A 24,991-nucleotide genomic window follows, 5' to 3' on the forward strand; every position below is an offset into this window, starting at 1 on the left:
TGCGGCGCCGGATCCTTCCGGTTCTTCCGCAATTCCGCCGATCTGACATTATCACGTCTGTCCTGAGTCGCAAAACCCGTTACAACCGGGTCGGCTCGTCACCGCGCAGGCGCAACCAGATCAGCGCGCCGCCAGCGAGTGCGAGAAACGGGAGCATGGCCATATTAACGGCGCTCCAGCCTTCTTGCGGCGAGCCGCCCGCGCAGTTCATCAATGTGCCTGAGGCGAGCGAGGCGAGGGTGACGCAGCCGAAAACGGCAAAGTCGTTCATGCCCTGGACGCGACCGCGCTCTTCGGGCGTGTGGGCTGTCGAGAGCATCGTCGTTGCGCCAATAAAGGCAAAATTCCATCCGAGCCCCAGCAGGATCAGCGCTCCATAGAAATTGGTGATCTCAACGCCAGCGAGGCCGACCAGGCCGGCGATGGCGAGAAACACCAGCCCCAGCGAGGTGACCATGCGCACCCCGAACCGCGCGATCACGTGACCCGTAAAGAACGACGGCGCATACATGGCCAGAACGTGAGCTGAGACGATATCGGCAGCGTCATCGGGGGCAAAGCCGCACCCAACCACGGCCAGAGGGGTGGAGGTCATGACGAGGTTCATCAACGCATAGGTGACCATGGCGCAGATGATCGCCACGAGGATCACCGGGCTGGCCAAAAGCTGCGCCCGGCTGCGTCCCGCGTCGCTGCCCGCCGCTGGTGCGGGGGGGCGCGGAATGTCGAGGCCGAGAAACAGAGCAACGCCTGTCAGGTTCAGCACGACGACCGCGAGATACGTTCCGAGAAATGGGATGACAGTGAGATCCGACGTCAGCTTGACCAGCTGCGGGCCAATGATCGCGGAGGCCAGCCCCCCGGCCATCACGTAGGAAATCGCTTTGGGCCGGAATGTCTCGGACGCGGTGTCAGCCGCGGCAAACCGGTAGAACCCCAGAGAGGACATGTACCCTCCCGCCAGCAGGGATCCGGCGAGGAAGATCGCAAAGCTACCGCTATAGAGACCAAACGCCCCCAACAGCGCCCCGCCGCCTCCGCAGATGGCGCCCAGCACGAAGCCGGCCCGCCGCCCGCGACGCTGCATCAGCCCGGAAAGAGGCTGTGCTGCCAGCATGGAGCCAAACACGATCAGGGAAATCGGGAGGGTCGCGAAACACGGATTGGGCGACAGCATCTGCCCCGCCAGACCACCAACGATGAACAGCATGGACATCTGCGCACCCAAGTAGGCCTGTGCGGCAGCGAGGACAATAACGTTCCTCTTCTCACGGGAGATTTTGGCGGTCATCATGCTTCCATCTAAGATCTGGGTACCAAGGCGGCTATGCCGGTCTAGATGATGTCTAGGCGACGCCGGAAACGATGAACAGGTGAAAGCGTGACAACCAGAGTTCTCCTTCTCGCGGGCACCTCAGAGGCCCGCGATCTGGCCGCGTCGCTGGCGCTGATGAGCGGTGTCACCGCGACCGCTTCGCTGTCCCGCCCCTCTCGTGTGCCGCAACCGCTGGGGATTCCGTCGCGGATCGGCGGGTTTGGGGGCGATGAAGGCTTCCGCGCCTACCTGCGGGATGAACGGGTCGGCGCGGTTCTGGATGCCACCCATCCGTTTGCCACGCGGATCTCGTTCCGTTCGGCGCGAATATGCGCCGAGGAGGGGTTGCCCTATGGTCAGTTCCTGCGTCCGGCCTGGACTCCGCTGGACGGGGATCGGTGGCATTTTGCCGCAGATGAGGCCGAGGCGGCCGCGCTTGTGCCGCCAGGGGCACGAATTTTCCTCACAACCGGGCGGGCGGGCATCGATCGCTATGGCCGTCTCGAAGGCCGAGAGGTCGTTGTTCGCCAATTGGGCGAGGTGCCGTCGGAGCCGCCACCCTTTGAGACCGGGCGCTGGCTTTTTGGCAGGCCACCCTTCTCCGTCGATGAGGAGGTGGAGCTGTTTCGGAAACTGGGTATTGACTGGATGATCGTCCGCAATTCGGGCGGTACGTCCAGCCGGTCGAAACTCGATGCGGCCCGACGGCTGGGGATCAACGTGGCTATGATCCGCAGGCCGATGCAGCCCGATGCCATCCGCTTTGAGTCGCTTGCGTATGCGGTCAGCTGGCTGCGCCGCGTGGCGCTCCGGGACCGGGTGGAATGACCCTCCACAGCGAGAGGATTATCCGGGGCGCAGACTGTATCGAGGAGGGGACCCATTGGCTCATCATGCGGGACCCACGGCTGGCCATGGCGCGGGCGGAGACGGGGCCGTGGCCGCTGCGCCTGCGGCCGGGGGGATTTGGGGCGCTATTGCAGGCAATTGTCGGTCAGCAGGTCTCGGTGGCTTCGGCGCGAGCGATCGGCGGGCGGCTGGAGGCAGCGGGCTTCACCGATGCAGACGCGATCCGCAAGGCCGGGGACGACGCTCTGCGGGCCTGCGGGTTGTCGCGGCCCAAGCTGCGCTATCTGCGAGCGCTCTCCGAGGCTGACATCGACTTCGACGCGCTTGGAGATTTGCCGTCCGGAGAGGTCGTGGACTCTCTGGTGGCGTTGCCGGGGATCGGGCGCTGGACGGCAGAGATCTACGCATTGTTTGCGCTGGGTCGGGCGGATGTTTTTCCGGCAGGGGATCTCGCCTTGCAAGAAGCGGCAAGGATGCTTTGGTGCCGGACCGACCGCCCAACAGAGGCCGAGTTGCGCGCCGAGGCGCAGCGCTGGAGCCCGTGGCGTGGGGTGGCGGCGCGGGGGCTTTGGGCGTGGTATGCGGTGGCCAAGGGGCGCGAGGGCGTCGGCTAGGCCCGTTGCCTCTGCCGGACAGAGCGCGTAGGTCAGCGGGAAACGCAGGAGGTGCCCCATGGTCCGTGTTCTCGACAGCAAACGCCGCCCATCCCAATCCGGCAAGACCGGCTCGGTCGTGGTGTTCCTGCATGGCTATGGGGCCGATGGCGCGGATCTGCTGGGCCTCGCCGATCCGCTGGCCCCTCATCTGCCGGACACGGTGTTCCTCGCGCCTGATGCGCCTGAGCGCTCGGTCGTGAACCCCATGGGCTACCAGTGGTTTCCGATCCCGTGGATTGACGGTTCTGATCCGGCAGAGGCCGAGGCGGGCATGGACCGCGCGACCGAAGACCTCCGTGCCTATCTGGCCTCTGTGCTGGAGCAGGAGGGGATAACCGAAAAGCAATTGGTGCTCGTCGGCTTTAGCCAGGGCACGATGATGATGCTCCATGTGGCGCTGCGGGCGGAGAAGCCTTGTGCCGCACTCGTTGGGTTTTCCGGACGACTGCTGCGACCGGAAAGCCTCGAAGACGAGATCACGGCTCGCCCGCCGGTTCTGCTGATCCATGGCGATCAGGACGATGTTGTGCCCCCTCAATCCCTGCCCGCTGCCGCCGAAGCGTTGCAGGCCGCCGGGCTCGATGTGTACGCACATATTTCTAAAGGCACGGGGCATGGAATCGCGCCCGACGGGTTGTCCATCGCACTCGCATTTATCCGCGACCGTCTGGGCCTCGACCACGCGGAGTGACCGCACAGACCGAGCCTTTCTGCGCCGGATCGGGATTCTAGGCTTGTGAATTAGTCTGAATGGGTTAGAGCGGCAGCGAATGGCTGACTGCTAACGCTAACTATACGCACGAGAGAGACCCGAATATGCAAGAAGCGCCCGTGCATCTGCCGTCGGAAAACCTGTCCGACGCGATTTTGCAACAACTGAAATATGGTCTGGGCAAGGACGCGGCCCATGCGACCCGCACCGACTGGCGGCTTGCCCTGAGCCTCGCGATCCGTGACCGGATCGTGGATCCGTGGTTCGCCTCGACCCGCACGACCTACGCCAAACAGGGTAAGCGCGTCTATTATCTGTCGATGGAGTTTCTCATCGGGCGCCTGCTCGAAGATGCGGCGGTGAACCTTGGCCTAATGGACGAAGTCACGGCGTTTTTCGATGAGCGGGGCCTTGATGCGAAGGCCGTCATCGCGGACGAACCGGACGCGGCATTGGGGAATGGTGGCCTAGGGCGGCTTGCGGCCTGTTTTCTCGAATCCATGTCGAGCCTCGGCTGTCCCGCCCATGGTTACGGAATTCGCTACGAGCACGGTCTGTTCCGTCAGAGCTTTGATGATGGCCGTCAGGTCGAAGCACCAGAGGACTGGTTGAGCGAGCCCCACGCCTGGGAATTCGAGCGCGCCGAGGTGGAATATCGCATCGGCTTTGGCGGCCATGTGGCAGAGGAAAATGGCCAGACCCGCTGGTATCCGGGCGAAGCTGTTCTGGCCCGCGCCTATGACACGCCGGTGATCGGCTGGAAGGGCGCCTGGGCAAACACTCTGCGTCTGTGGTCGGCGCGGCCTGAACAGATCTTTGACCTGTCGCGGTTTAACGCGGGCGATTACTACGGTGCCGCCCATCAGGAAGCGCTGGCGCGGACTATCAGCCGGGTGCTGTATCCCGACGACACCACCGATGAGGGCAAGCGGCTGCGACTGAAGCAGGAATACTTCTTCACGGCCGCGTCGCTGCATGACATCCTGCGCCGCTTTGACAGCGAATATGACGACCTGTCGCTGCTGCCGGAGAAGGTGGCGATTCAGCTCAACGACACGCACCCGGCGATCGCCGGGCCGGAGCTGATCCGCATCCTCCATGACGAGCGCGGGCTATCCTTTGAGCAGGCGGTCGAGATCGCGCGGGGCTGTCTGGCCTACACGAACCACACGCTTCTACCTGAGGCGCTGGAGCGCTGGTCGGTGGGGCTCATGGCGCATCTCTTGCCGCGGCACATGCAGATCATCGAGCGGATGGATGCGCTCCACGCAGAGGCCCATCCCGACCGCCACGTGCGCCTCATCGACCATGGCGACGTGCATATGGGGCCGCTGGCCTTTACCACGGCGCATCGGGTCAATGGCGTCTCTGCGCTCCATTCGGAACTGATGAAAGACACCGTATTTGCCGAGCTGAACCGTCTGCATCCCGGGCGGATCGTGAACCAGACCAACGGCGTGACCCCGCGCCGCTGGATGTTGTCCGCGAACCCACGCCTTTCGGCGCTGATCACCGAGGCCATCGGCGACGGCTGGGTCGGCGATCTGGAGCAGCTGCAACAGCTTGAGCCACTCGCCGAGGATGCGGGGTTTGTGGAGGCCTTTGCCAAGGCCAAGCGTGCAAACAAGGCCGATCTGGCCGCCTATCTGGGCAAAGAAGGCACCGGCGTTGACCCCGACGCCATGTTCGATGTCCAGATCAAGCGGATCCACGAATATAAGCGCCAGCACCTGAACATCCTGCAGACCATCGCACTCTGGCAGGAGATGAAGGACGACCCCAAAGGCGACTGGGTCCCGACGCTGAAGATCTTTGGCGGCAAGGCCGCGCCGGGGTATTTCTTTGCCAAGGACATCATCCGCCTGATCAATAAGGTGGCTGAGGTCGTGAACCGCGACCCCGATACGCGTCACCTGCTGCGGGTGGCCTACCCGGCGAATTACAATGTCAGTCTGGCCGAGCGCCTGATCCCTGCCGCCGAGGTTTCTCAGCAGATCTCGACCGCCGGCAAGGAAGCCTCCGGCACCGGCAATATGAAATTCGCCCTGAACGGCGCGCTGACGATCGGCACGCTGGATGGCGCGAATGTGGAGATTCGCGAGCTGGTGGGGGCGGAGAACTTCTTCCTCTTCGGTATGACAGCCGAGGAAGTGGTCGCCCGTCGTCAGGTGGAAGGCCACGCCTGGCAGGCCATTTCTGCGGATCCGCGTCTGGCGCGGGCGCTGGAGGCGATCCGGCACGGGACCTTTGGCCACGGCTTCGGCGGGATCGTCGATAATGTGAGCGGGCCGGATTACTTCCTCGTGTCGTCCGATTTCACTGATTACTGGCGTGCCAGCCGGGAGCTGGATGCGGCCTATCGAGACCCCAAAGCCTGGACGCGCAAGGCGATCCTGAACGTGGCGCGCTCGGGCTGGTTCTCATCGGACCGCACGATCCGGGGCTACATGGCCGATATCTGGGATGCCAAAGCCCTGAGCGTCGACTGATCCAAACAGGGGGGAGGGGCACGAAACCCCTGCCTCTCTGTACCCAAACACAACCCGAAGTGGTTGCGAAATCTGATGAGCAGCCTAGCGTGACAGAATGACCAAACCAAAGCACATCCCCGCCAAGCCCATCGACCACGCTTCTGCCGAAGCGCTCCATCAGGGGCGGCACGGTGATCCCTTTGCGGTTCTCGGGCCGCATCTGGTCAACGGTGTCCGCACGGTCCGCGCCATCGATCCCGGCGCCGATCGCATGTGGGGGGTGACTGAAGACGGCACTGCTCATGAGCTGATCCGCGCGGGCGAGGGGCTGTCGGTCTTTGCCGGGGAGGTTCCGGGGGACGGCCATTACTGGTTGCGCGGCGAGCTCCACGGCACGACTTGGGAAGTTGAGGACCCCTATCGCTTCGGCCCCGTGATCGGCGAGATGGACGAATATCTGCTGGGCGAGGGCACGCATCAGAAAATCTGGCGGGTGCTGGGCGCTCATGTGATCGCGCATGAGAGCCAGAACGGCACCCATTTCGCCGTCTGGGCTCCGAATGCAGAAAGAGTCTCGGTGGTTGGCGGTTTCAACGCCTGGGACGGGCGTCGCCACCCCATGCGCCGACGCGGCTCCACCGGCGTCTGGGAAATTTTCATCCCCAATATCGGCGAGGGTGAGAGTTACAAATACGAGATCCTTGGCGCGGGGGGGCAGCGACAGCCACTGAAAGCCGACCCGGTTGGTTTCGGCTCTGAACACGCGCCGCAGAATGCCAGCGTGGTTCGTCATATTGACGGCTATGGCTGGAAAGACGGCAAATGGATGGAGACACGTGCCGCGCAGAATGATCGCACCGCGCCCATCTCCATCTACGAAGTCCACCTCGAATCGTGGAAGCGCGTGGTGGAGGAGGGCAATCGCTCGCTCTCTTATCGCGAGGCCGCCGAGGAGCTGGTGGATTATGCCGCTGACATGGGATTCACCCATATCGAGCTGTTGCCGATCAGCGAATATCCGTTTGACGGGTCCTGGGGTTACCAGCCGGTGGGGCTGTTCGCGCCGACCGTCCGCTTTGGTCCGCCGCATGAGTTCCGCGATCTGGTGGAGGCGGCCCATAACAAAGGGCTGGGCGTGCTTCTCGACTGGGTGCCGGGGCATTTCCCGACCGACGCCCACGGGCTGGGGCTGTTCGACGGCACGCATCTCTACGAGCATTCCGACCCCCGAGAGGGGTTCCATCAGGACTGGAACACCCTGATCTATAATTATGGCCGCACCGAGGTGCGCAATTTCCTCGTCTCCAACGCGCTCTACTGGCTCGACGAGTATCACGTGGACGGGCTGCGCGTGGATGCGGTGGCGTCGATGCTTTACCGCGACTATTCGCGCGACGACGGGCAGTGGGTGCCGAACAAGGATGGCGGGCGCGAGAATTACGAGGCCATCGACTTCCTGCGCGAGGTGAACAAGATCGCCTATGGCCAGCATCCGGGCATCATGACCGTGGCCGAAGAAAGCACGTCTTTCCCGCAGGTCTCGCGGCCCGTCGATGGTGGCGGCCTGGGCTTTGGGTTCAAGTGGAACATGGGGTGGATGAACGACACCCTGCGCTACATCGAAAAAGATCCGATCTATCGCAGCTACGATCACCATCTTATGACCTTTGGCCTGCATTACGCGTTCTCGGAGAATTTCATCCTGCCGATCAGCCATGACGAGGTCGTCCATGGCAAAGGCTCGATGCTGCAAAAGATGCCCGGCAATGATTGGGAGAAATTTGCCAATCTCCGGGCCTATTACGGGTTTATGTGGGGGCATCCGGGCAAGAAGCTCTTGTTTATGGGGCAGGAGATGGCCCAGCGCTCGGAATGGCGCCATGACGAGCAACTGCCCTGGGGCATTCTGGACGATCCGATGCATCGCGGCGTCCAGAGCTTTGTGCGGGATCTGAACACGCTCTACCGTGCCGAGCCTGCGCTCCATGCGCTTGATTGCGACCCCGAAGGGTTCCAGTGGATCGAGTCGAATGATGCCTCGGCCTCGACCTATGCGTGGATCCGACGCTCGGGCGGCGATGCGCCTGAGGCGGTGGTGATCTGCAACTTCACCCCGGTTGAGCGCCGCTACACGCTCGGGATGCCGCAGGTGGGCCGCTGGCGGGAGGCGATCAACAGCGACGCCGACATCTATGGCGGCGGGGGTCGGGGCAATCTGGGCGGCGTCGACGCCGTGGCCGAGCCCCTGAACGGCCAGCCGGCCCGGGCGGAGGTGACGCTGCCGCCGCTCTCGACGCTCATTTTCATCAAGGAGGCGGGCTGATGGGCCCGCAGGGAGGAGACCATATGCAACCGAACAACCGTCGTCTGTCGTCGCGGACCATGGCGTTCGTGCTGGCCGGGGGGCGCGGCAGCCGCCTGAAACAGCTCACCGATAACCGCGCCAAACCGGCTGTCTATTTTGGCGGCAAAACCCGCATCATCGACTTTGCCCTGTCCAACGCGCTGAACTCGGGCATCCGCAAGATGGCCATCGCCACCCAGTACAAGGCACACTCCCTGATCCGCCATTGCCAACGCGGCTGGTCGTTCTTCCGCGCCGAGCGGAACGAATATCTTGACATCCTGCCCGCCTCCCAGCGCGTGGCCGAGGATAAATGGTATGTGGGTACTGCCGATGCGGTAACCCAGAATATCGACATCATCGACAGCTACGGCATCGAATACATCCTGATCCTCGCCGGTGATCACATCTACAAGATGGATTACGAGCTCATGCTTCAAGAGCATGTGGAGACCAATGCCGATGTGACGGTGGGCTGTCTCACCGTGCCGCGCGATGAGGCCAAAGCGTTCGGTGTCATGCATGTGAACGAGACTGGTCGCATCACCTCCTTCCTTGAAAAGCCCGCCGACCCGCCCTCGATCCCTGGCGATCCCGAGCATTCGCTGGCTTCCATGGGGATTTATGTCTTCAAATGGAGCTACCTGCGGGATCTTCTGCTGAGCGATCAGGACCGCGAGAGCTCCAGCCATGATTTCGGCGGCGATATCGTGCCACGCATCGTGGAGACAGGCCACGCCCAATCCCATCGCTTTACCGAGAGCTGCGTGCGCCACAGCGCCGATGCTCCCGCTTATTGGAAGGACGTGGGCACCCTCGACGCCTATTGGCAGGCCAATATCGACCTGACCGATTTCGAGCCCGAGCTGGATCTGTGGGATGAGAATTGGCCGATCTGGACCTATTCCGAAAGCACGCCTCCGGCGAAATTCGTCCATGATGAGGGCAACCGCCGCGGTCATGCGATCTCGTCCATGGTGGCGGGCGGCTGCATCATTTCGGGCACCGAGATCCGCAACTCGCTATTATTCAGCCAGGTGCACACGAACAGCTACGCGTCTCTCGATCAGTCGGTGCTGATGCCCCGGGTCAACGTGGCGCGCCATGCGAAACTGAATCGCTGCGTCGTCGATCGCGGGGTGCAGATCCCCGAAGGTCTCGTGGTGGGCGAGGATCGCGCCACGGACGAGCAGTTCTTCGAAGTGTCGCCGGGCGGCGTCACCCTGATTACCAAGCCGATGGTGGATGCATGGCTCAAGGCACAGTAACCCGGGTTCTCTCGGTTGCTTCGGAATGCGCGCCGCTGGTGAAAACCGGCGGCCTCGCTGATGTGGTGGGTGCGCTGCCGGAAGCGCTCGCGGCTTCGGGGGTGGAGATGCGGGTGCTGCTGCCCGGCTATCCGGCGGTTGTCGCTGCCCTCGGCGCGTCGAAAACGGTTCTGACCTTCGCCGACCTCATGGGCGGCGAGGCACGGGTGGAGATGGGAGAGAGTGGCGGCGTGCCGCTCCTCGTCCTGGTCGCGCCCCATCTCTATGACCGGTCGGGCAGCATCTACATGGACGATCATGGTCGTGACTGGGACGACAACCCCGAGCGGTTTGCCGCCCTGTGCCTCGCGGCTGCCGAGATCGCGGCGGGGGGCACCGACTGGCAGCCGGATATTGTCCACGCCCATGACTGGCAGGGCGGGCTCGCGCCCTATTACATTCGCAAGCGCGGCCTGGACGTCGGTACCATCGTCACGATCCACAACATCGCTTTTGCCGGCGGATTTGATGCGGGGCGGATGGTGCGGCTGGAGATCGACCCGGCGGATTATCACGCCGACGGGATCGAGTTCTACGGTCGCGGCTCGGCGCTGAAGGCGGGTCTGGCCTACGCGGACCGGATCACCACTGTCTCGCCGCGCTATGCTTCCGAGCTGATGACGCCTGAATTCGGCATGGGCTTTGACGGGCTGATCCGGGCCCGTGCAGACGCGCTCTCGGGCATTCTGAACGGGATAGACATGACCGTCTGGAACCCTGCGGCGGAGCCCGCACCCTTCGCCTACCGGATGCCGCGCGGCAAGCCCAAGGCGACCGCTGCGCTGCGCGAGGAATTCGGCCTGCCTCAGAGCAGCGGGCCTCTGGCCGTCGTCATCTCGCGCCTGTCGCATCAGAAGGGGCTCGACCTCTTGCTGGAGGCGTTGCCGTCCTATCTGGAGGCGGGCGGGCAACTGGCGCTGTTGGGCTCCGGTGATCCGGGGCTGGAGCAGGGCTGGCGTGAGGCCGCTGATCGCCATGAGGGTGTCGCGGTCCATATCGGCTATGACGAGGCGCTGAGCCATCGGATGATGGCCGGCGGCGAAGCGGTGCTGGTGCCGTCGCGCTTTGAGCCTTGCGGGCTGACGCAGCTTTATGGTCTGCGCTACGGGGCTATCCCAGTGGTCGCGCGCACGGGAGGTCTGGCCGATACCGTGATTGACGCCAATGACGCGGCGCTTAAGGCGCAGGTGGCTACGGGGGTCATTCATGACGCAAACAGCCCCGATGCTTTGGCGGCTGCGCTTGTGCAGCTCTGCGATCTTCATGGGCGTCCTGCGATCTGGCGGCAGATAATGCGCAATGCCATGCGCCATCCGGTGGGATGGGATGCTTCGGCGGCGCAATATGCCCGGCTTTATGCCGATATCGTGGAGCACGCGTGATCGATCATTCCCCTATCTCTGCCGGGCGCGCCCAGCCTCTCGGGGCGACCTTTGACGGGGACGGCGTGAACTTTGCCGTCTTCTCGCAAAACGCCACCCGGATGGAGCTGTGCCTCTTCGACAGTGAGACGGGCCGTGAAAAGCGGATCGATCTGCCCGAGCGGACGGGGGATGTGTGGCACGGCTATCTCAGCGGTATCACCCCCGGCTGCCTCTATGGCTACCGGGCGCATGGTCCTTATGCGCCCCATGAGGGACACCGGTTCAACCCGCACAAGCTTCTGATGGACCCCTATGCCAAACGCCTGACCGCTCACCCGGTCTGGAATGACGCGCTGATGGGCTATCGGGTCGGCGATCCAAATGCGGATCTGAGTTTCGACACCCGCGACTCGGCACCTTATATGCCGCGCTCCGTTGTGGTCGATCCGAGCTTTAGCTGGGGGCGGGACACCCATCCAGACATCCCGCTGGAGCGCTCGGTAATCTACGAGGCCCATGTCAAAGGTCTCACGCGATTGCGCCCCGATGTACCAAAGCCCGGCAGTTTTCTGGCCATGTCGGCGGACCCGATGCTGGACTACCTGACCGATCTCGGGATCACCGCGGTCGAACTGCTGCCCGCACAGGCGTTCCTGACGGACCATTTCCTGCACGAAAAGAACAAGACGAATTACTGGGGCTACCAGACGCTGGGCTTTTTCGCGCCCGAGCCGCGCTATCTCGGAACGGGCCAGATCGCCGAGTTCCAGCAGATGGTCGCCCGGTTTCATTCGGCGGGGATCGAGGTGATCCTCGACGTGGTCTATAATCACACCTGCGAAGGCAATGAGCTGGGGCCGACCCTATCCTTCCGGGGCCTCGACAACGCCAGCTATTATCGCCTCGCCAATGATCGGCGTCTCTACATTAACGACACGGGCTGCGGAAACACGGTGAACGTGGATCATCCCATGGTGCTGCGGATGATCATGGATTCCCTGCGCTACTGGGTCGAGGTGATGCATGTGGACGGGTTCCGCTTTGACCTTTGCTCGACGCTGGGGCGCGTGGGCAATGGCGGCTTTGATCAGGGGGCGGCGTTTTTCGACGCCATCCGTCAGGACCCCGTCATGTCCCGGGTCAAGCTCATCGCCGAGCCCTGGGATGTGGGGCCGGGTGGCTACCAGCTGGGCGCTTTCCCGCCGCCCTTTGTCGAATGGAATGATAAATACCGCGACCGCGTGCGGCGCTACTGGCGCGGGGATGAGGGCTGCGTGCCGGGCCTGGCCGACCGGCTCACGGGCTCGGCGCGTCAGTTCGACCATTCCGGACGGCTGGCGACCTCCAGCGTGAATTTTCTGTCGAGCCATGACGGCTTCACGCTCGAAGACGTGGTCAGCTACGTGGCCAAGCACAATCACGCCAATGGCGAGGAGAACCGCGACGGCCATAACGAGAATTACTCGGATAATCTGGGGGTCGAGGGACCGACCGACAAAGCCGCGATCAATGCGGCCCGGACCCGGCGCAAGCGCAACATGCTGGCCACTCTGATGCTCTCGCAAGGGACGCCGATGCTGCTGGCGGGGGATGAACTGGGAAATTCCCAGGGCGGCAATAACAACGCCTATGCGCAGGACAATGAGACGAGCTGGATCGACTGGGAAGACGCCGATCTGGAACTGCGCGACTTCGTCAAGGGGCTGATCGCCTTTCGCGCCGCGCATCCGCTCCTGCGGCAAAAGCGGTTTCTCCACGCCCGCGAGCGCACCCATGACGGGCTCGAAGACCTGTTCTGGTGGCGTGCTGACGGGGCGAAGATGGAGCAGGAGGACTGGTCCAACCGCAACCTCAAGGCGCTCGGGATGGAGCTGCGGATGGCCTCGGGGACTCCGGCCTATGCCGAGACCGAGGATGCGCTCTTGGTGCTCTTCAACGCGGGTGGGGATCTCGACTGGGTGTTGCCCCGCTGCGCCGAAGGTCAGGTCTGGGTCCGCCATATCGACACGGCCCGCCCCGGTGCGGGGTCCGAGGCGATGCAGGGAGAGATTGCCTTGCGCGCGGAATCGGTGATGGTCTTTGCTCTGGAGGCGGAGGCCTGTGAGACGCCCGGACGGGCATGACAGACATTTCGCGGACCCCGCTTTGACCGCAGAGCGACCGGGGCCCGCACATTCGGGAGATGATGAGACACATGGAACGGCTGACCATAGCGACCCAACCGATCGAGGGGCAAAAGCCCGGCACCAGTGGCCTGCGCAAGAAGACGCGTGTCTTCATGGAGCACCATTATGTGGAGAATTTCGTCCAGAGCATCTGGAACGGGATTGGCGGCGTCGAGGGCAAGACCCTCGTGCTGGGCGGTGACGGGCGTTATTTTTCCCAGCCCGCCTCGCAGGTGATCCTGCGCATGGCAGCGGCGTCCGGCGCCGCGAAGGTCATCGTCGGGCAGAACGCCATTCTCTCGACCCCCGCCGCCTCCAACCTGATCCGCAAGCGTGGCACCGATGGCGGTATCATCCTCTCAGCCAGCCATAACCCGGGCGGCATCGACGAGGATTTCGGCATCAAGTTCAACACGCCCAATGGCGGTCCTGCGCCGGAGGAGATCACCGAGCGGATCTTTGCCGCGACGAAGACCCTGACCGAATACCATATCCTTGAGGCGCAGGACGTGGATCTGACGACCATTGGCACGACGACGCTGGGCGACATGGAGGTTGAGGTCGTCGATCCCGTCGCCGACTACGCCGAGCTGATGGAGAGCCTCTTTGACTTCGACGCCATCCGAAAGATGTTCAACGGCGGATTCCGCATGGTGTTTGACGCCATGCATGCGGTGACCGGCCCTTATGCAACGGAGATCCTCGAAAACCGCCTTGGCGCGGCAAAGGGCAGCGTGCTGAACGCCACCCCGCTGCCCGATTTCGGTGGCGGGCATCCCGATCCGAACCCGGTCTGGGCCAAAGATCTCATGCGCATCATGCACAGCCCCGACGCGCCCGAATTTGGTGCCGCTTCTGATGGGGACGGGGATCGCAACATGATCACCGGCCCGTCCATGTTCGTGGCGCCCTCCGATTCGGTGGCTATCCTCGCGGCCAACGCCACCGCTGCCCCGGCCTATGCGGACGGGCTGAAGGGTGTGGCCCGCTCCATGCCGACCTCCCGGGCGCTGGACGAAGTGGCGAAGGCGCGCGGTCTCGACTGCTACGAGACGCCGACCGGCTGGAAGTTCTTCGGCAACCTGCTCGACGAGGGCCGGATCACCATTTGCGGCGAGGAGAGCGCGGGCACCGGCTCTGACCATGTGCGCGAAAAGGACGGCCTCTGGGCGGTGCTCCTGTGGCTGAACATCCTCGCCCAGTCCGGCAAAGGTGTCGTCGCGCTGGTCAATGATCACTGGCGCGAGTTCGGGCGGAATTTCTATAGCCGCCACGATTTCGAGGCGATCGAGACGGAAAAGGCCGAAGCGCTGATGGCCGATCTGCGTGGCCGTCTCGGGGATCTGCCCGGAACCGAGGTGGCGGGCCGGACGGTCGAGACGGCAGACGAGTTCGACTATACCGATCCGGTCGATGGCTCTGTCTCCAAAGCGCAGGGGCTGCGCATCACCCTCTCTGGGGGCGGTCGGATCGTCCTGCGTCTCTCGGGCACCGGCACGGCGGGCGCGACGCTGCGGGTCTATCTGGAGGATCGCAGCGAGGATCCTGCGACTTTTGGTCAGGACCTGCAAAAAGCGCTTGCGGCGGTTCAGGAAGCGGCCCATGTGCTCGCGCGCATCGAACACCACACCGGACGGAAGGAACCTGACGTCCGGGCCTGACCCGACACGACCACAGAGGCTCCATGACCCTGAGCGAGAGCATTTCGGCCCGTCCTGAAACGGCGGCTTGGGGTCATATCGCAGTGATCTTGGGCACGGACCTCCCACCCGTTATCCCGCAACAAACCGCCTTCGTACCGAAGCCGCGGAACTTCTGCCGTGCATATCCGTGTCTGCATGATAATCTCGGACCAGAGGATCAGTTCGACGACCTGCAACCCGTTGCGGATCGGACGATCTCTACGAGCGATCGGAAGGGCCCGGGCAAGGACGTGTTCACCATAACTCACATGGAAGGCGGCGAGAGCGCGGAGTTCGATCCGCTGACCCTGCCCATCCCCGGTCTCACGGGCGGCGACTGGCGCTGCATTCGGCGGACACCGGGGATTGACGACGACACAGGCGGACGGGTGATCCTGAAAGACTCCCCCGGTCTCGCATTCAAGAGGACGACTGAATGAGGCACAAGCTTGCCGAGATTTCGCGCTACGCAGGCTTTGCTGCCGTAGCGCTCATTGCGCTGATCGCGCTGATCGGTGCGATTGGCTGGGGCGGCTGGTGGTGGGTCGTGGCGCTGATCTTTCTGGCCCTGACGGCTGTGGGCATCCGCGACATGATCCAGACGCGCCACGCGATCCTGCGCAATTACCCGCTGCTGGCGCATTTCCGATTCTTCTTCGAGACGATCCGCCCGGAAATCCGCCAGTACCTGATCGAGAGCGATCACGACGAAGAGCCCTTCAGCCGCGAAGACCGCTCCATCGTTTATCAGCGGGCCAAGAATGACGAGGGCGCGCGGCCTTTCGGCACGAAGAAAAAGGTCTATGAGGGCGGCTATTCTTGGATGACGCACTCTATCGTGCCGACCCATCTGGACCGCCACGATTTCCGCGTGCGCGTGGGCGGGCCGGACTGCAAAAAGCCCTATGACGCCTCGCTCTATAACATCTCCGCCATGTCTTTCGGGGCGCTCTCGGCCAATGCGGTCGAGGCGATGAACCGGGGCGCGGCGATCGGGGGCTTTGCCCATGACACGGGCGAGGGCGGGATCTCTAAATTCCACCGCTTTGGCGGCGATCTGATCTTTGAGGTTGGCTCCGGCTATTTCGGGTGCCGGACCGAGGACGGGCGCTTCGATCCTGAGAAATTCGCCAAAACGGCGAGTGACGATCAGGTCAAGATGATCGAGATCAAGCTGAGCCAGGGTGCCAAGCCAGGCCATGGCGGGATGCTGCCCGCCGCCAAGATTTCGCCGGAGATCGCCGAGGCTCGCGGTGTGCCCATGGGGCAGGATTGCATCTCTCCCGCCAGCCATTCCGAGTTCTCCACACCGAAAGAGCTTTGCGAGTTTATCGGCAAGCTACGGGATCTGTCGGGCGGCAAGCCCGTGGGCTTCAAGCTCTGCATCGGTCACCGGCGTGAATTCATGTGCATCGTCAAGGCGATGATCGAGACGGATATCTATCCCGACTTCATCGTGGTGGACGGCACCGAGGGTGGTACCGGCGCCGCCCCGATGGAATTCGCCAACCATGTGGGGATGCCGCTGACCGAGGGTCTGAGCTTCGTCCATAACGTGCTGAGGGGCGCCGATATCCGGCACCGCATCCGCATTGGCGCCAGTGGCAAGCTGATCCATGCCTACCACATCGCGCGTGCCTTCGCGCTGGGTGCCGATTGGTGCAACTCGGCGCGGGGCTTCATGTTCTCGGTGGGCTGCATTCAGGCGCAGGCCTGCCACACGAACCATTGCCCGACCGGCGTGACCACGCAGGATCCGTTGCGCCAAAAGGCATTGGTGGTGCCGGACAAGGCCCAGCGGGTGGCAAACTTCCACCGTAACACCCTGCGCGCGCTGGCTGAAATGACGGGGGCGGCGGGGCTCGACGATCCGCGCGACTTCCTGCCCTATCACTTCATGTCTCGCGAAGGCGACGGCGACATGATGGAGGCGTCGGACCTCTGGACCTATTTGCCAGTGGGCTTCCTCGTGCGCGATGTGGGCTATGACAACGAAGTGTACCGCCGCCGCTGGAACCGCGCCTCGGCTGATACGTTCAAACCGCCGGAACCCATCGGGCGGAAGCTGACGAACCGCGATGTGAAATCGCTGGAAGCCTCCTGACAAGAAAGGCCGCTGCAGTCCCGCAGCGGCCTTTCTTCTGTTCCGGTCAGAGCGTCTCGGCGATCCGTCGGGCACAGCCTGTAAGAGCAGCGTAGTCATCCTCGACGACGCGGACTGCGAACTGTTCCATGAACTCCGTAAACCGGCCCTTCGCCCGGAACGCATCAACGAAGCCGTGGCTCTGCAGATAGGGGCGGAAGGCATTGGACATGCCGCCCACCAGATAGACCCCGCCAAATGGCAGGTGGGTCAGCGCCAGATCCCCCGCGACCCGGCCCAGCGCCGTGCAAAAGGCGCGGGCGGTTTTATCTGCCACCGGGTCGTCACCCTGTGCGATGGCGGCCATGATCGCGCCGGAATCCAGAGCCGTGTCGGCGCCGCTGGCCCAGGCATAGACCCGTTCGAGACCGCGCCCCGAGAGCACGTCCTCAACACCGGGAAAGCCATGATGGCGGGCGACCCATTGCGACAGCGACAAGTCGTCTTCGCTCAGCGCAGGAAAGGAGGTGTGGCCGGTTTCACAAGGCGGCACATAGACGCCGGTTTCCGTGCGAAAGACCGGAACCGAGTTGAACCCCGTGCCCACGCCGATGACCAGCACGGCACTGTGCTCCTGCGGACGCGGGCCGATGATCACGTCGTGCAAACTGCTCTCCGGCAGACCAGCAACTGCGTGTCCCTGCGCCTGAAGGTCATTGAGCAATGCGGTGGTGTCGGCCCCGGTGCATGCGGCCAACTGGTCCCGGTCGAAGCTCCAGCCCCGGTTGGTCAGCGTTCCATGCCCGTCCATCACCGGTCCCGCGATGGCGATGCAAGCGCCTTCGCAGGTCACATCCCGCTGGCTGAGATAGGATCGGTAGATCTCGTCAAGCCCGCTATGCTCGGCATTGCGAAATCGGGCGATGCTCGACGTATCGACGACGCCGTCCGAGGCGAGCGCAACCCGCGTATTGGTGCCACCCACATCGGAGACAAGGCTGAGTGCAGTCATCGGATATGCTCTCCCGAAAACGAACTGTTACCGCTCCCTTTGGACCGAATGACGGTGAAGGAGCAAGAGGCCGCTCGTCCGACTGGTGCGCCCTAGCGGCTTTTTCGCATCTGAAGAGTCCATCCACCGCTGCGATCCCGCCGCGCGACATGCGATTGGGTTGATTCGCGAAATACTATTTGCAACCTTACGAAATCGGTTTCGGTGATTGATGATGATTTATCGTAAGGGGATCGTCGAAAAAATTCACGGCACGCGGTCGTATTAAAAGGTGTGAATGCAGCGCGAACAGTCCATAAAAAAAGCCTGCTAATAATTTTGTATGATGGGCCTGCACTGCCGCTCAATCCAATAGGTTTCTGTTGCGGGGGCATATTGTTCTCGCTACCACAAACACGTCGAAAACCGACACGCAGGGAGAAAAAATAATGCGATTTAAGACAGCACTCGTGGCAGGCGCGGCCGTTTCGGCTTTGGCCTCCGGGATGGTACAGGCCCAAGACCTGAAATATCCGGTCGGCGAGGGCGATTTTAACTGGGACAGCTACCAAGCCTATGCGGACGCCCACGACTACTCGGGCGAGACAATCAGCATCACCGGTCCGTGGACGGGTGCCGACAACGAGCTGTTTTCGTCCGTAATCGCTTATTTCGAGGCCGCCACGGGCGCTACCGTGAACTACTCGGGTTCCGAGAGCTTCGAGAATGACATCGTCGTGTCGACCCAGGCCAACTCGGCCCCGAATATCGCGGTCTTCCCGCAGCCCGGTTTGCTGGCCGATCTGGCCGCCCGGGGCAAGGTGACGCCACTCAGTGATGAGACCGCCGCCTGGATCACAGAGAACTACGCTGCCGGCCAGAGCTGGGCCGATCTGGCGAGCTTTGCCGGTGAGGACGGTGAGACGAAACTCTATGCCTTCCCGTACAAGATCGACGTGAAGTCGCTGGTATGGTATTCGCCCGAGCAGTTCGAGGAAGCCGGATATGATGTGCCCGAGACCTATGAGGATCTGAAGGCCCTGACCGAGCAGATCGAAGCGGATGGCGGAACGCCTTGGTGCATCGGTCTGGGATCGGGGGCTGCGACCGGCTGGCCGGCGACCGACTGGATCGAAGACATCATGCTGCGCACGGTCGAGCCCGCCGTCTACGACGAGTGGACGACCCACGGCATCCCGTTCAACGACGAGCGTGTGGTGAATGCGATTAACGAATTTGGCTATTTCCTGCAGGACGGTCGCGTGAATGCGGGTCGCGAAGCGGCTGCGAATACCGATTTCCGCGACTCGCCCGCGGGTCTCTTCTCGTTCCCGCCGGAATGCTATCTGCACAAGCAGGCGACTTTCATCCCGACCTTTTTCCCCGAAGGCACCGTAGTGGGTGAAGATGCGGATTTCTTCTACTTCCCCGCTCCGGCCGAAGGGGATCTGGGCAAGCCGGTCCTCGGCGGTGGCACCATGTTCGCGGTGACCGCGGACAGCGAAGCAACTCAGGGCTTTCTCCAGTTCCTGCAGACGCCTCTGGCCCACGAGATCTGGATGTCCCAGTCCGGGTTCCTCTCGCCTCTGAAGAGCGCCAATGCCGACGTGTTCCCCTCTGACAGCCAGCGGAACATGAACAACATTCTGACCAATGCGACGACCTTCCGGTTTGACGGCTCCGACCTGATGCCGGGCGAGATCGGCGCGGGAGCGTTCTGGAGCGAGATGGTGGCCTTCACCACCGGCTCGCAGGATGCGCAGACCACGGCTGACAATGTCGAGGCCCGTTGGGCCGAGATGGGCAAGTGACGTGATTGAGAGGGGCGGGTCTGCCGCCCCTCTTTATCCAGTGAATTTTCCGACAGATCGAGCAGAAGCGCCTGCCACCTGGCTTCCCGGGAGGCTTGGCTCCGTGCATTCTGTGGGACACGGGGGCGGCACCGTAAGGAGCGCCCGGTGGAACGTGGCGGTTGAGTGATCGAATTGATCTGCCATGATTGACGTACAGGTTGTGGCGCGACGCGCGGACTCAGCCGAGAAAACTGCGAGGGAGGGCAGGTCATGCCAGTGATCCTACAGGGCCTCCTCACCATCCTGATCGGGGTGGGAGGCTGCATAGGGTACTTTTTCTTGTCGAACATGGTGTTGGACAAGGTCATTTTTCCCGCTAGAGGCGAGAATGCCGGGCGCAACATCAACCGCGCCAATGCCGTTCGCCCATGGCTGTTCCTGTTTCCGGCGTTGTTCTTGCTGAGCCTGTATCTGGTCTATCCGGTGATCGGGTCCTTCCTGCGCTCCCTTTACGGGCGCAACCCGGACGAGTTTGTGGGTCTTGGCAATTATATCAGCCTGTTCGGCTCCGACGACTTCCAGCAAGCGTTCTTTAACAACATCCTCTGGGCGATTTTCGTCCCTGCTGCCTCGACCTTCATGGGGCTGTTGGTGGCGCAACTCACGGACAAGCTCAGCTGGGGTAATTTCGCCAAGTCGATGATCTTCATGCCCATGGCGATCAGCTTTGTGGGCGCGTCGCTGATCTGGAAATTTGTCTATGCCAATGACGCGGATATCGGCCTGATCAACGCGGTTCGGGCGGCCATGGGCTTTGGTGACCCGGTGGATGTGGTGCAGATCCCGTTCTGGAACAATTTCTTCCTGATGGTGATCCTGATCTGGATCCAGACGGGCTTTGCGATGGTGATCCTGTCCGCCGCCCTGCGCGGCATTCCCGAGGAAACCATCGAGGCCGCCATTCTGGACGGCGCGAACCCGTGGCAGCTGTTCTTCAAGATCAAGGTGCCGCAGATCATGCCGACCATTATCGTGGTCTGGACCACGATCACCATCACTGTGCTCAAGGTGTTCGACATCGTCTACACCATGACCGGGGGCAATTTTGGGACGGAGATCCTGCCCTCTTACATGATGGATTTCATGTTCCGCGACGATGGCCGGGCAACGGCGATTGCGCTGGTGATTATGATCGTCGTGTTCCCCGTGATGTACTCGAACATCCGCCAGGCGCGGAAGGAGATGCGGTAAGATGGATAACATTGCCGGACAAAAATCCTCGCTGACATGGGCGACCCATATCTCGGTGTTCATCCTGGTGATGCTGTGGCTCATCCCGACGGTCGGCCTGCTGGTCTCATCCTTCCGGGACCGCGACCAGATCTCGGCCTCGGGCTGGTGGGAAGCGCCGTTTGCCGTGGAACTCACCGCCCGTGGTCGGGCCGCGACCGAAGCCACGCCGGACGGTGATCTCTACGTGGTTACGGGCAACATCTTCGACGACGAAGAAGCGCAGAGCTATTTTCCGAAGGGCTCCGATGATGTCGTCGCCTTCGGGACATCGGGCCGGAACCCGACCGAGCACCCCGCGGGGCAGACCGCTGATCTGGGCGACGGTCAATCGCTGGTCGTGAATGCTGATGGGTCTTATGAGTTCCGTACGCCCGAAAAGCCGGGCAGCCGGGGGCAACGGATATATTTCGCTGCTGAATCGCCGCCGAAATTTACGCTCGCCAACTACAATCAGGTGCTGAATTCGGACGGGATGGGCCGCGCCTTCCTCAACACTTTTACGGTGACGATTCCCTCGACCATCATCCCGATCCTCATTGCGGCCTTTGCCGCCTACGCGCTGGCCTGGATGGATTTCCCCGGACGCGGCCTGTTGATCGCGCTGGTGGTGGGGCTGCTGGTAGTGCCGCTGCAGCTCGCGCTGGTGCCCATGCTGGGTCTGCATAACCGGATTGGGATCGGTCAGAGTTTCATGGGGATCTGGATGGCGCATACGGCCTTCGGGATGCCCCTCGCGGTATATCTGCTGCGAAACTACATGGCCGGTCTGCCGCGCGACATCATCGAGAGCGCCAAGGTCGACGGGGCTACGGATTTCGAGCTGTTCCTGAAGATCATCCTGCCGCTGTCACTCCCTGCGCTGGCGGCCTTCTCGATCTTTCAATTCCTCTGGACGTGGAACGATCTCCTCGTGGCCAAGGTGTTCCTGCCCTCCGACGACGCCTCGAAGGTCATGACGGTGAAGATCGCCGATGACCTGCTTGGGTCGCGCGGCGGGGATTGGGGTATCCTTGCCACGGCGGCCTTTGTCTCCATCGCAGTGCCGCTCGTCGTCTTCTTCTCCATGCAGCGCTTCCTTGTGCGCGGACTTCTTGCAGGATCTGTTAAATAATGAGCTATCTTTCTGAAATGGCCGGGACCGGCATTCACAATGACATCGTGCCCGACCCCGATTGGTGGCGGGGTGCGGTGATCTACCAGATCTACCCGCGCTCCTATCAGGACGGGAATGGGGACGGCATTGGTGATCTGCCGGGCATCATCTCGCGGCTGGATCACGTGGCGCGGCTGGGGGCGGATGCGATCTGGATTTCGCCGTTCTTCCGCTCCCCCATGCTCGATTTTGGCTACGATGTGAGCAACTACCGCGATGTGGATCCCATGTTCGGCACATTGGCGGATTTCGATGCGCTGATCGAGCGGGCCCACGGTCTGGGTTTGCGGGTGCTGATCGATCTGGTGCTCAGTCACACCTCCTCCGAACACCCGTGGTTTCAGGAAAGCCGGTCGAGCCGCGATAACAAGCGCGCCGACTGGTATGTCTGGGCCGATCCCAAGCCCGATGGTACGCCGCCCAACAACTGGCTGTCGATCTTTGGCGGCTCGGCCTGGCAATGGGACGGGACGCGGATGCAGTATTATCTGCACAACTTCCTCGCTGAGCAGCCCGATCTGAACTTCCACAACCCCGACGTGCAGCAGGAGCTGCTGGATGTGGCGCGGTTCTGGCTGGACCGGGGTGTGGACGGCTTCCGCCTCGATACAGTGAACTTCTACGTTCATGACGCGCAGCTTAGGGATAACCCGCCGCTACCCACCGAAGAGCGCAACGCCAATACGGCGCCTGCGGTCAACCCGTACAATTTTCAGGACCATCTCTACGACAAGACCCAGCCCGAAAATCTGGACTTTCTGCGGCGGCTGCGGGCGGTGATGGACGAGTATCCGGCCATCACGTCTGTGGGCGAGATTGGCGAAGGCCAGCGGGGCATGGAAACCCAGCGCGACTACACAGCGGGCGATGACCTGCTGCATATGGCCTATGATTTCGAGTTCCTCGCGGTCTCGGAGCTGAAGGGAACCCATGTGGCGGACGTGCTGGAGCGGTTTGACCGCATCGTCACCGAAGGCTGGGCCTGCTGGGCGTTCTCCAATCACGACGTTGCCCGCCACGTGACGCGGATGGGCCTCAGCGCAGATGCGGCCAAGCTTTGTGCCGCCTTCCTGATGAGCATGAAGGGCACCGTCTGCCTTTATCAGGGCGAGGAGCTTGGCTTCGAGGAGGCCTATGTGCCCTATGAGGACCTTCAGGACCCCTATGGCAAAGCGTTCTGGCCCAAATACAAGGGCCGCGATGGGTGCCGCACGCCCATGGCCTGGAGCAGTGACGCCCATGGCGGCTTCACCGACGGCAAACCGTGGCTGCCGGTCTCAGTGAACCACATGGAACATTCGGTCCACGCGCAGGATCAGGATCCTGAGTCGGTGCTCAATTTCTACCGCACCTTTATCGCCTTCCGCAAAACCCGACCGGAGCTGGCCAAGGGCGATCTGGAAGTTGTTGAGGCTGGCGAAACCCACATCGCCTTCCTGCGCAAGACGGCGGATGGGCAGGTTTTCTGCGCCTTCAATCTCAGCGACACGCCCTGCACGATCCCGTTGCCCGGACCCGGGTGGCAGATCTGCGAAGAGTCCCCCTTTCCGGTCGAGGCGGCCGGGCAGGAGATCACCCTGTTGCCCTGGCAGGCCGCCTTTGCGGTCGCCAATGATTAATCTGGAGGCCCGTCATGGCTAGTTTAAAACTCACCGACGTCGAAAAAGCCTATGGTCCCGTCAAAGTTCTCGAAGACATCAATCTGGACATCGAAACTGGCGAGCTGATTGTCTTCGTGGGTCCGTCTGGCTGCGGCAAGTCCACGCTTTTGCGGATGATCGCGGGGCTGGAAAAGATCACCGGCGGGACGCTGGAGATTGATGGCGCCAAGGTCAATGACGTGCCGCCCTCCCAGCGCGGCATCGCCATGGTGTTCCAGTCCTATGCGCTCTATCCGCATATGACAGTGGCCGAGAATATGGCCTTCGCGCTGAAGATCGCCAAGAAGTCCAAGGACGAGATCGAAGCTGCGGTGAAAAACGCCGCGCGCATCCTCCAGCTTGAACCTTATCTCGACCGTCTGCCCAAGGCGCTGTCGGGCGGTCAGCGCCAACGGGTTGCCATTGGTCGGGCGATCGTGCGCGATCCGAAGGTCTATCTCTTCGACGAGCCGCTTTCGAACCTCGACGCCGCGCTGCGCGTTGCCACCCGGATCGAGATCGCCCAGCTCAAGGAAGCCATGCCAGACTCGACGATGATCTATGTGACGCACGATCAGGTCGAGGCGATGACGCTCGCCAGCCGCATCGTGGTGCTCGCCGGCGGTGGTATCAGCCAGGTTGGCTCGCCGCTGGAACTCTATGAGCGCCCCGAGAACGAGTTTGTCGCCCAGTTCATAGGCTCGCCCTCGATGAACCTGATGGAGGGAACCGTCACCGAGACCGGGGAGCGCACGGTAGTGGATCTGGACGGGCAGGGGATTGCGGTGTCTCACTACCCCAGCCTGCCCGAGGACATGGGCGCTCGGGTCCGCGTCGGCGTTCGGCCCGAGGATTTTGTCGAGGCCGGGGGTGAGGATTTCATCTTCTCGGGCAAGGTGAACATCACCGAGGCGTTGGGAGAGGTGACGCTGCTGTATTTCGAGACCGATGCCGGTGCAGTAGATGAAACCGTGATCGCCAAGCTCCCCGGCACCCATCGCGACCGTCGCGGCCAGACCGTGACCCTCGGGGCGGACCCGTCGAAGGTTCATGTCTTCAAAGACGGCAAATCGCTCCTTTATCGCTGAAGATATGCAAACCGCAGATGAGGCAGCGCAATGAAAAGGCGCTGCCCCATTTGCCTGGAGCGAGACCTCTTTCCAATACCAAGAA

At 62.5% G+C, this 24,991-nt stretch carries 18 protein-coding genes; 16 read left to right on the forward strand and 2 right to left on the reverse strand.

Features of this window, described 5'->3' with window-relative positions; all coding sequences use genetic code 11:
• Window positions 1-79: 79 nt before the first annotated feature.
• Window positions 80-1,294 carry an MFS transporter gene (locus FEV53_RS08700; RefSeq protein WP_246100762.1) on the reverse strand — a complete coding sequence of 405 codons (1,215 nt, stop codon included), beginning with the start codon at window positions 1,292-1,294 and terminating at the stop codon, window positions 80-82.
• An 87-nt stretch (window positions 1,295-1,381) separates the two neighbouring features.
• Between FEV53_RS08700 and FEV53_RS08705 the strand changes: the two genes are divergently transcribed.
• The 11 genes from FEV53_RS08705 to FEV53_RS08755 all read left to right on the forward strand — a co-directional run bounded on the left by FEV53_RS08705 (window position 1,382) and on the right by FEV53_RS08755 (window position 16,969).
• Entirely contained in the window at window positions 1,382-2,143 is a 762-nt protein-coding gene (locus tag FEV53_RS08705; RefSeq protein ID WP_142834430.1) for a precorrin-6A/cobalt-precorrin-6A reductase, read from the forward strand.
• Window positions 2,140-2,778, forward strand: coding sequence for a DNA-3-methyladenine glycosylase family protein (locus FEV53_RS08710; RefSeq protein WP_142834431.1), 639 nt, complete (start codon window positions 2,140-2,142; stop codon window positions 2,776-2,778). Before FEV53_RS08705 ends, FEV53_RS08710 begins: the two co-directional genes overlap by 4 nt.
• Before the next feature lie 58 nt (window positions 2,779-2,836).
• Entirely contained in the window at window positions 2,837-3,511 is a 675-nt protein-coding gene (locus tag FEV53_RS08715; RefSeq protein ID WP_142834432.1) for an alpha/beta hydrolase, read from the forward strand.
• 125 nt (window positions 3,512-3,636) lie between these two features.
• A complete protein-coding gene (locus FEV53_RS08720; protein ID WP_142834433.1) occupies window positions 3,637-6,021 on the forward strand; it encodes a glycogen/starch/alpha-glucan phosphorylase in 2,385 nt (794 codons plus the stop codon).
• Between the two features lie 97 nt (window positions 6,022-6,118).
• Complete coding sequence (gene glgB / locus FEV53_RS08725) at window positions 6,119-8,326, forward strand: 1,4-alpha-glucan branching protein GlgB (protein ID WP_142834434.1); 2,208 nt, start codon at window positions 6,119-6,121, stop codon at window positions 8,324-8,326.
• A 23-nt stretch (window positions 8,327-8,349) separates the two neighbouring features.
• Entirely contained in the window at window positions 8,350-9,615 is a 1,266-nt protein-coding gene (gene glgC / locus FEV53_RS08730) for a glucose-1-phosphate adenylyltransferase (protein WP_142834435.1), read from the forward strand.
• Window positions 9,597-11,036, forward strand: coding sequence for a glycogen synthase GlgA (gene glgA / locus FEV53_RS08735; RefSeq protein WP_142834436.1), 1,440 nt, complete (start codon window positions 9,597-9,599; stop codon window positions 11,034-11,036). The genes glgC and glgA overlap by 19 nt, the downstream gene beginning before the upstream one ends.
• Window positions 11,036-13,141 carry a glycogen debranching protein GlgX gene (gene glgX, locus FEV53_RS08740; RefSeq protein WP_246100766.1) on the forward strand — a complete coding sequence of 702 codons (2,106 nt, stop codon included), beginning with the start codon at window positions 11,036-11,038 and terminating at the stop codon, window positions 13,139-13,141. The genes glgA and glgX overlap by 1 nt, the downstream gene beginning before the upstream one ends.
• Window positions 13,142-13,212: 71 nt before the next feature.
• Window positions 13,213-14,844, forward strand: coding sequence for an alpha-D-glucose phosphate-specific phosphoglucomutase (locus FEV53_RS08745; RefSeq protein ID WP_142834438.1), 1,632 nt, complete (start codon window positions 13,213-13,215; stop codon window positions 14,842-14,844).
• Window positions 14,845-14,867: 23 nt separating this feature from the next.
• Window positions 14,868-15,305, forward strand: a complete 438-nt coding sequence (locus FEV53_RS08750; RefSeq protein WP_142834439.1) for a hypothetical protein — start codon at window positions 14,868-14,870, stop codon at window positions 15,303-15,305.
• Window positions 15,302-16,969, forward strand: coding sequence for an FMN-binding glutamate synthase family protein (locus FEV53_RS08755; protein WP_142834440.1), 1,668 nt, complete (start codon window positions 15,302-15,304; stop codon window positions 16,967-16,969). The genes FEV53_RS08750 and FEV53_RS08755 overlap by 4 nt, the downstream gene beginning before the upstream one ends.
• Before the next feature lie 46 nt (window positions 16,970-17,015).
• On the opposite strand, the gene FEV53_RS08760 is transcribed toward FEV53_RS08755, so the two are convergent.
• Complete coding sequence (locus tag FEV53_RS08760; RefSeq protein ID WP_142834441.1) at window positions 17,016-17,960, reverse strand: glucokinase; 945 nt, start codon at window positions 17,958-17,960, stop codon at window positions 17,016-17,018.
• Between the two features lie 428 nt (window positions 17,961-18,388).
• Between FEV53_RS08760 and FEV53_RS08765 the strand changes: the two genes are divergently transcribed.
• The 5 genes from FEV53_RS08765 (at window position 18,389) to FEV53_RS08785 (ending at window position 24,906) form a co-directional block, all read left to right on the forward strand.
• A complete protein-coding gene (locus FEV53_RS08765; protein WP_142834442.1) occupies window positions 18,389-19,750 on the forward strand; it encodes an ABC transporter substrate-binding protein in 1,362 nt (453 codons plus the stop codon).
• 252 nt (window positions 19,751-20,002) lie between these two features.
• Window positions 20,003-20,983 carry a carbohydrate ABC transporter permease gene (locus FEV53_RS08770; RefSeq protein WP_142834443.1) on the forward strand — a complete coding sequence of 327 codons (981 nt, stop codon included), beginning with the start codon at window positions 20,003-20,005 and terminating at the stop codon, window positions 20,981-20,983.
• A gap of 1 nt (window position 20,984) precedes the next feature.
• Window positions 20,985-22,136: a carbohydrate ABC transporter permease gene (locus FEV53_RS08775; protein WP_142834444.1), complete on the forward strand. Its 1,152-nt coding sequence runs from the start codon at window positions 20,985-20,987 to the stop codon at window positions 22,134-22,136.
• Window positions 22,136-23,797: an alpha-glucosidase family protein gene (locus FEV53_RS08780; protein WP_246100763.1), complete on the forward strand. Its 1,662-nt coding sequence runs from the start codon at window positions 22,136-22,138 to the stop codon at window positions 23,795-23,797. The genes FEV53_RS08775 and FEV53_RS08780 overlap by 1 nt, the downstream gene beginning before the upstream one ends.
• A gap of 14 nt (window positions 23,798-23,811) precedes the next feature.
• Window positions 23,812-24,906, forward strand: a complete 1,095-nt coding sequence (locus FEV53_RS08785; RefSeq protein WP_142834445.1) for an ABC transporter ATP-binding protein — start codon at window positions 23,812-23,814, stop codon at window positions 24,904-24,906.
• The last annotated feature ends 85 nt before the right edge of the window (window positions 24,907-24,991 follow it).

This window comes from Palleronia caenipelagi (assembly GCF_007004065.1).
Taxonomy (GTDB): domain Bacteria; phylum Pseudomonadota; class Alphaproteobacteria; order Rhodobacterales; family Rhodobacteraceae; genus Palleronia; species Palleronia caenipelagi.

Bases quoted from the DNA above. Each gene is read 5' to 3' on its own strand.
- FEV53_RS08785 (WP_142834445.1), top strand. From the start codon at position 23,812: ATGGCTAGTTTAAAACTCACCGACGTCGAAAAAGCCTATGGTCCCGTC.
- glgB (WP_142834434.1), top strand. From the start codon at position 6,119: ATGACCAAACCAAAGCACATCCCCGCCAAGCCCATCGACCACGCTTCT.
- glgC (WP_142834435.1), top strand. From the start codon at position 8,350: ATGCAACCGAACAACCGTCGTCTGTCGTCGCGGACCATGGCGTTCGTG.
- FEV53_RS08760 (WP_142834441.1), bottom strand. From the start codon at position 17,960: ATGACTGCACTCAGCCTTGTCTCCGATGTGGGTGGCACCAATACGCGG.
- FEV53_RS08710 (WP_142834431.1), top strand. From the start codon at position 2,140: ATGACCCTCCACAGCGAGAGGATTATCCGGGGCGCAGACTGTATCGAG.
- FEV53_RS08750 (WP_142834439.1), top strand. From the start codon at position 14,868: ATGACCCTGAGCGAGAGCATTTCGGCCCGTCCTGAAACGGCGGCTTGG.
- glgA (WP_142834436.1), top strand. From the start codon at position 9,597: ATGGCTCAAGGCACAGTAACCCGGGTTCTCTCGGTTGCTTCGGAATGC.
- FEV53_RS08745 (WP_142834438.1), top strand. From the start codon at position 13,213: ATGGAACGGCTGACCATAGCGACCCAACCGATCGAGGGGCAAAAGCCC.
- FEV53_RS08770 (WP_142834443.1), top strand. From the start codon at position 20,003: ATGCCAGTGATCCTACAGGGCCTCCTCACCATCCTGATCGGGGTGGGA.
- FEV53_RS08715 (WP_142834432.1), top strand. From the start codon at position 2,837: ATGGTCCGTGTTCTCGACAGCAAACGCCGCCCATCCCAATCCGGCAAG.
- FEV53_RS08720 (WP_142834433.1), top strand. From the start codon at position 3,637: ATGCAAGAAGCGCCCGTGCATCTGCCGTCGGAAAACCTGTCCGACGCG.
- FEV53_RS08765 (WP_142834442.1), top strand. From the start codon at position 18,389: ATGCGATTTAAGACAGCACTCGTGGCAGGCGCGGCCGTTTCGGCTTTG.
- FEV53_RS08700 (WP_246100762.1), bottom strand. From the start codon at position 1,294: ATGATGACCGCCAAAATCTCCCGTGAGAAGAGGAACGTTATTGTCCTC.
- FEV53_RS08755 (WP_142834440.1), top strand. From the start codon at position 15,302: ATGAGGCACAAGCTTGCCGAGATTTCGCGCTACGCAGGCTTTGCTGCC.
- FEV53_RS08780 (WP_246100763.1), top strand. From the start codon at position 22,136: ATGAGCTATCTTTCTGAAATGGCCGGGACCGGCATTCACAATGACATC.
- FEV53_RS08775 (WP_142834444.1), top strand. From the start codon at position 20,985: ATGGATAACATTGCCGGACAAAAATCCTCGCTGACATGGGCGACCCAT.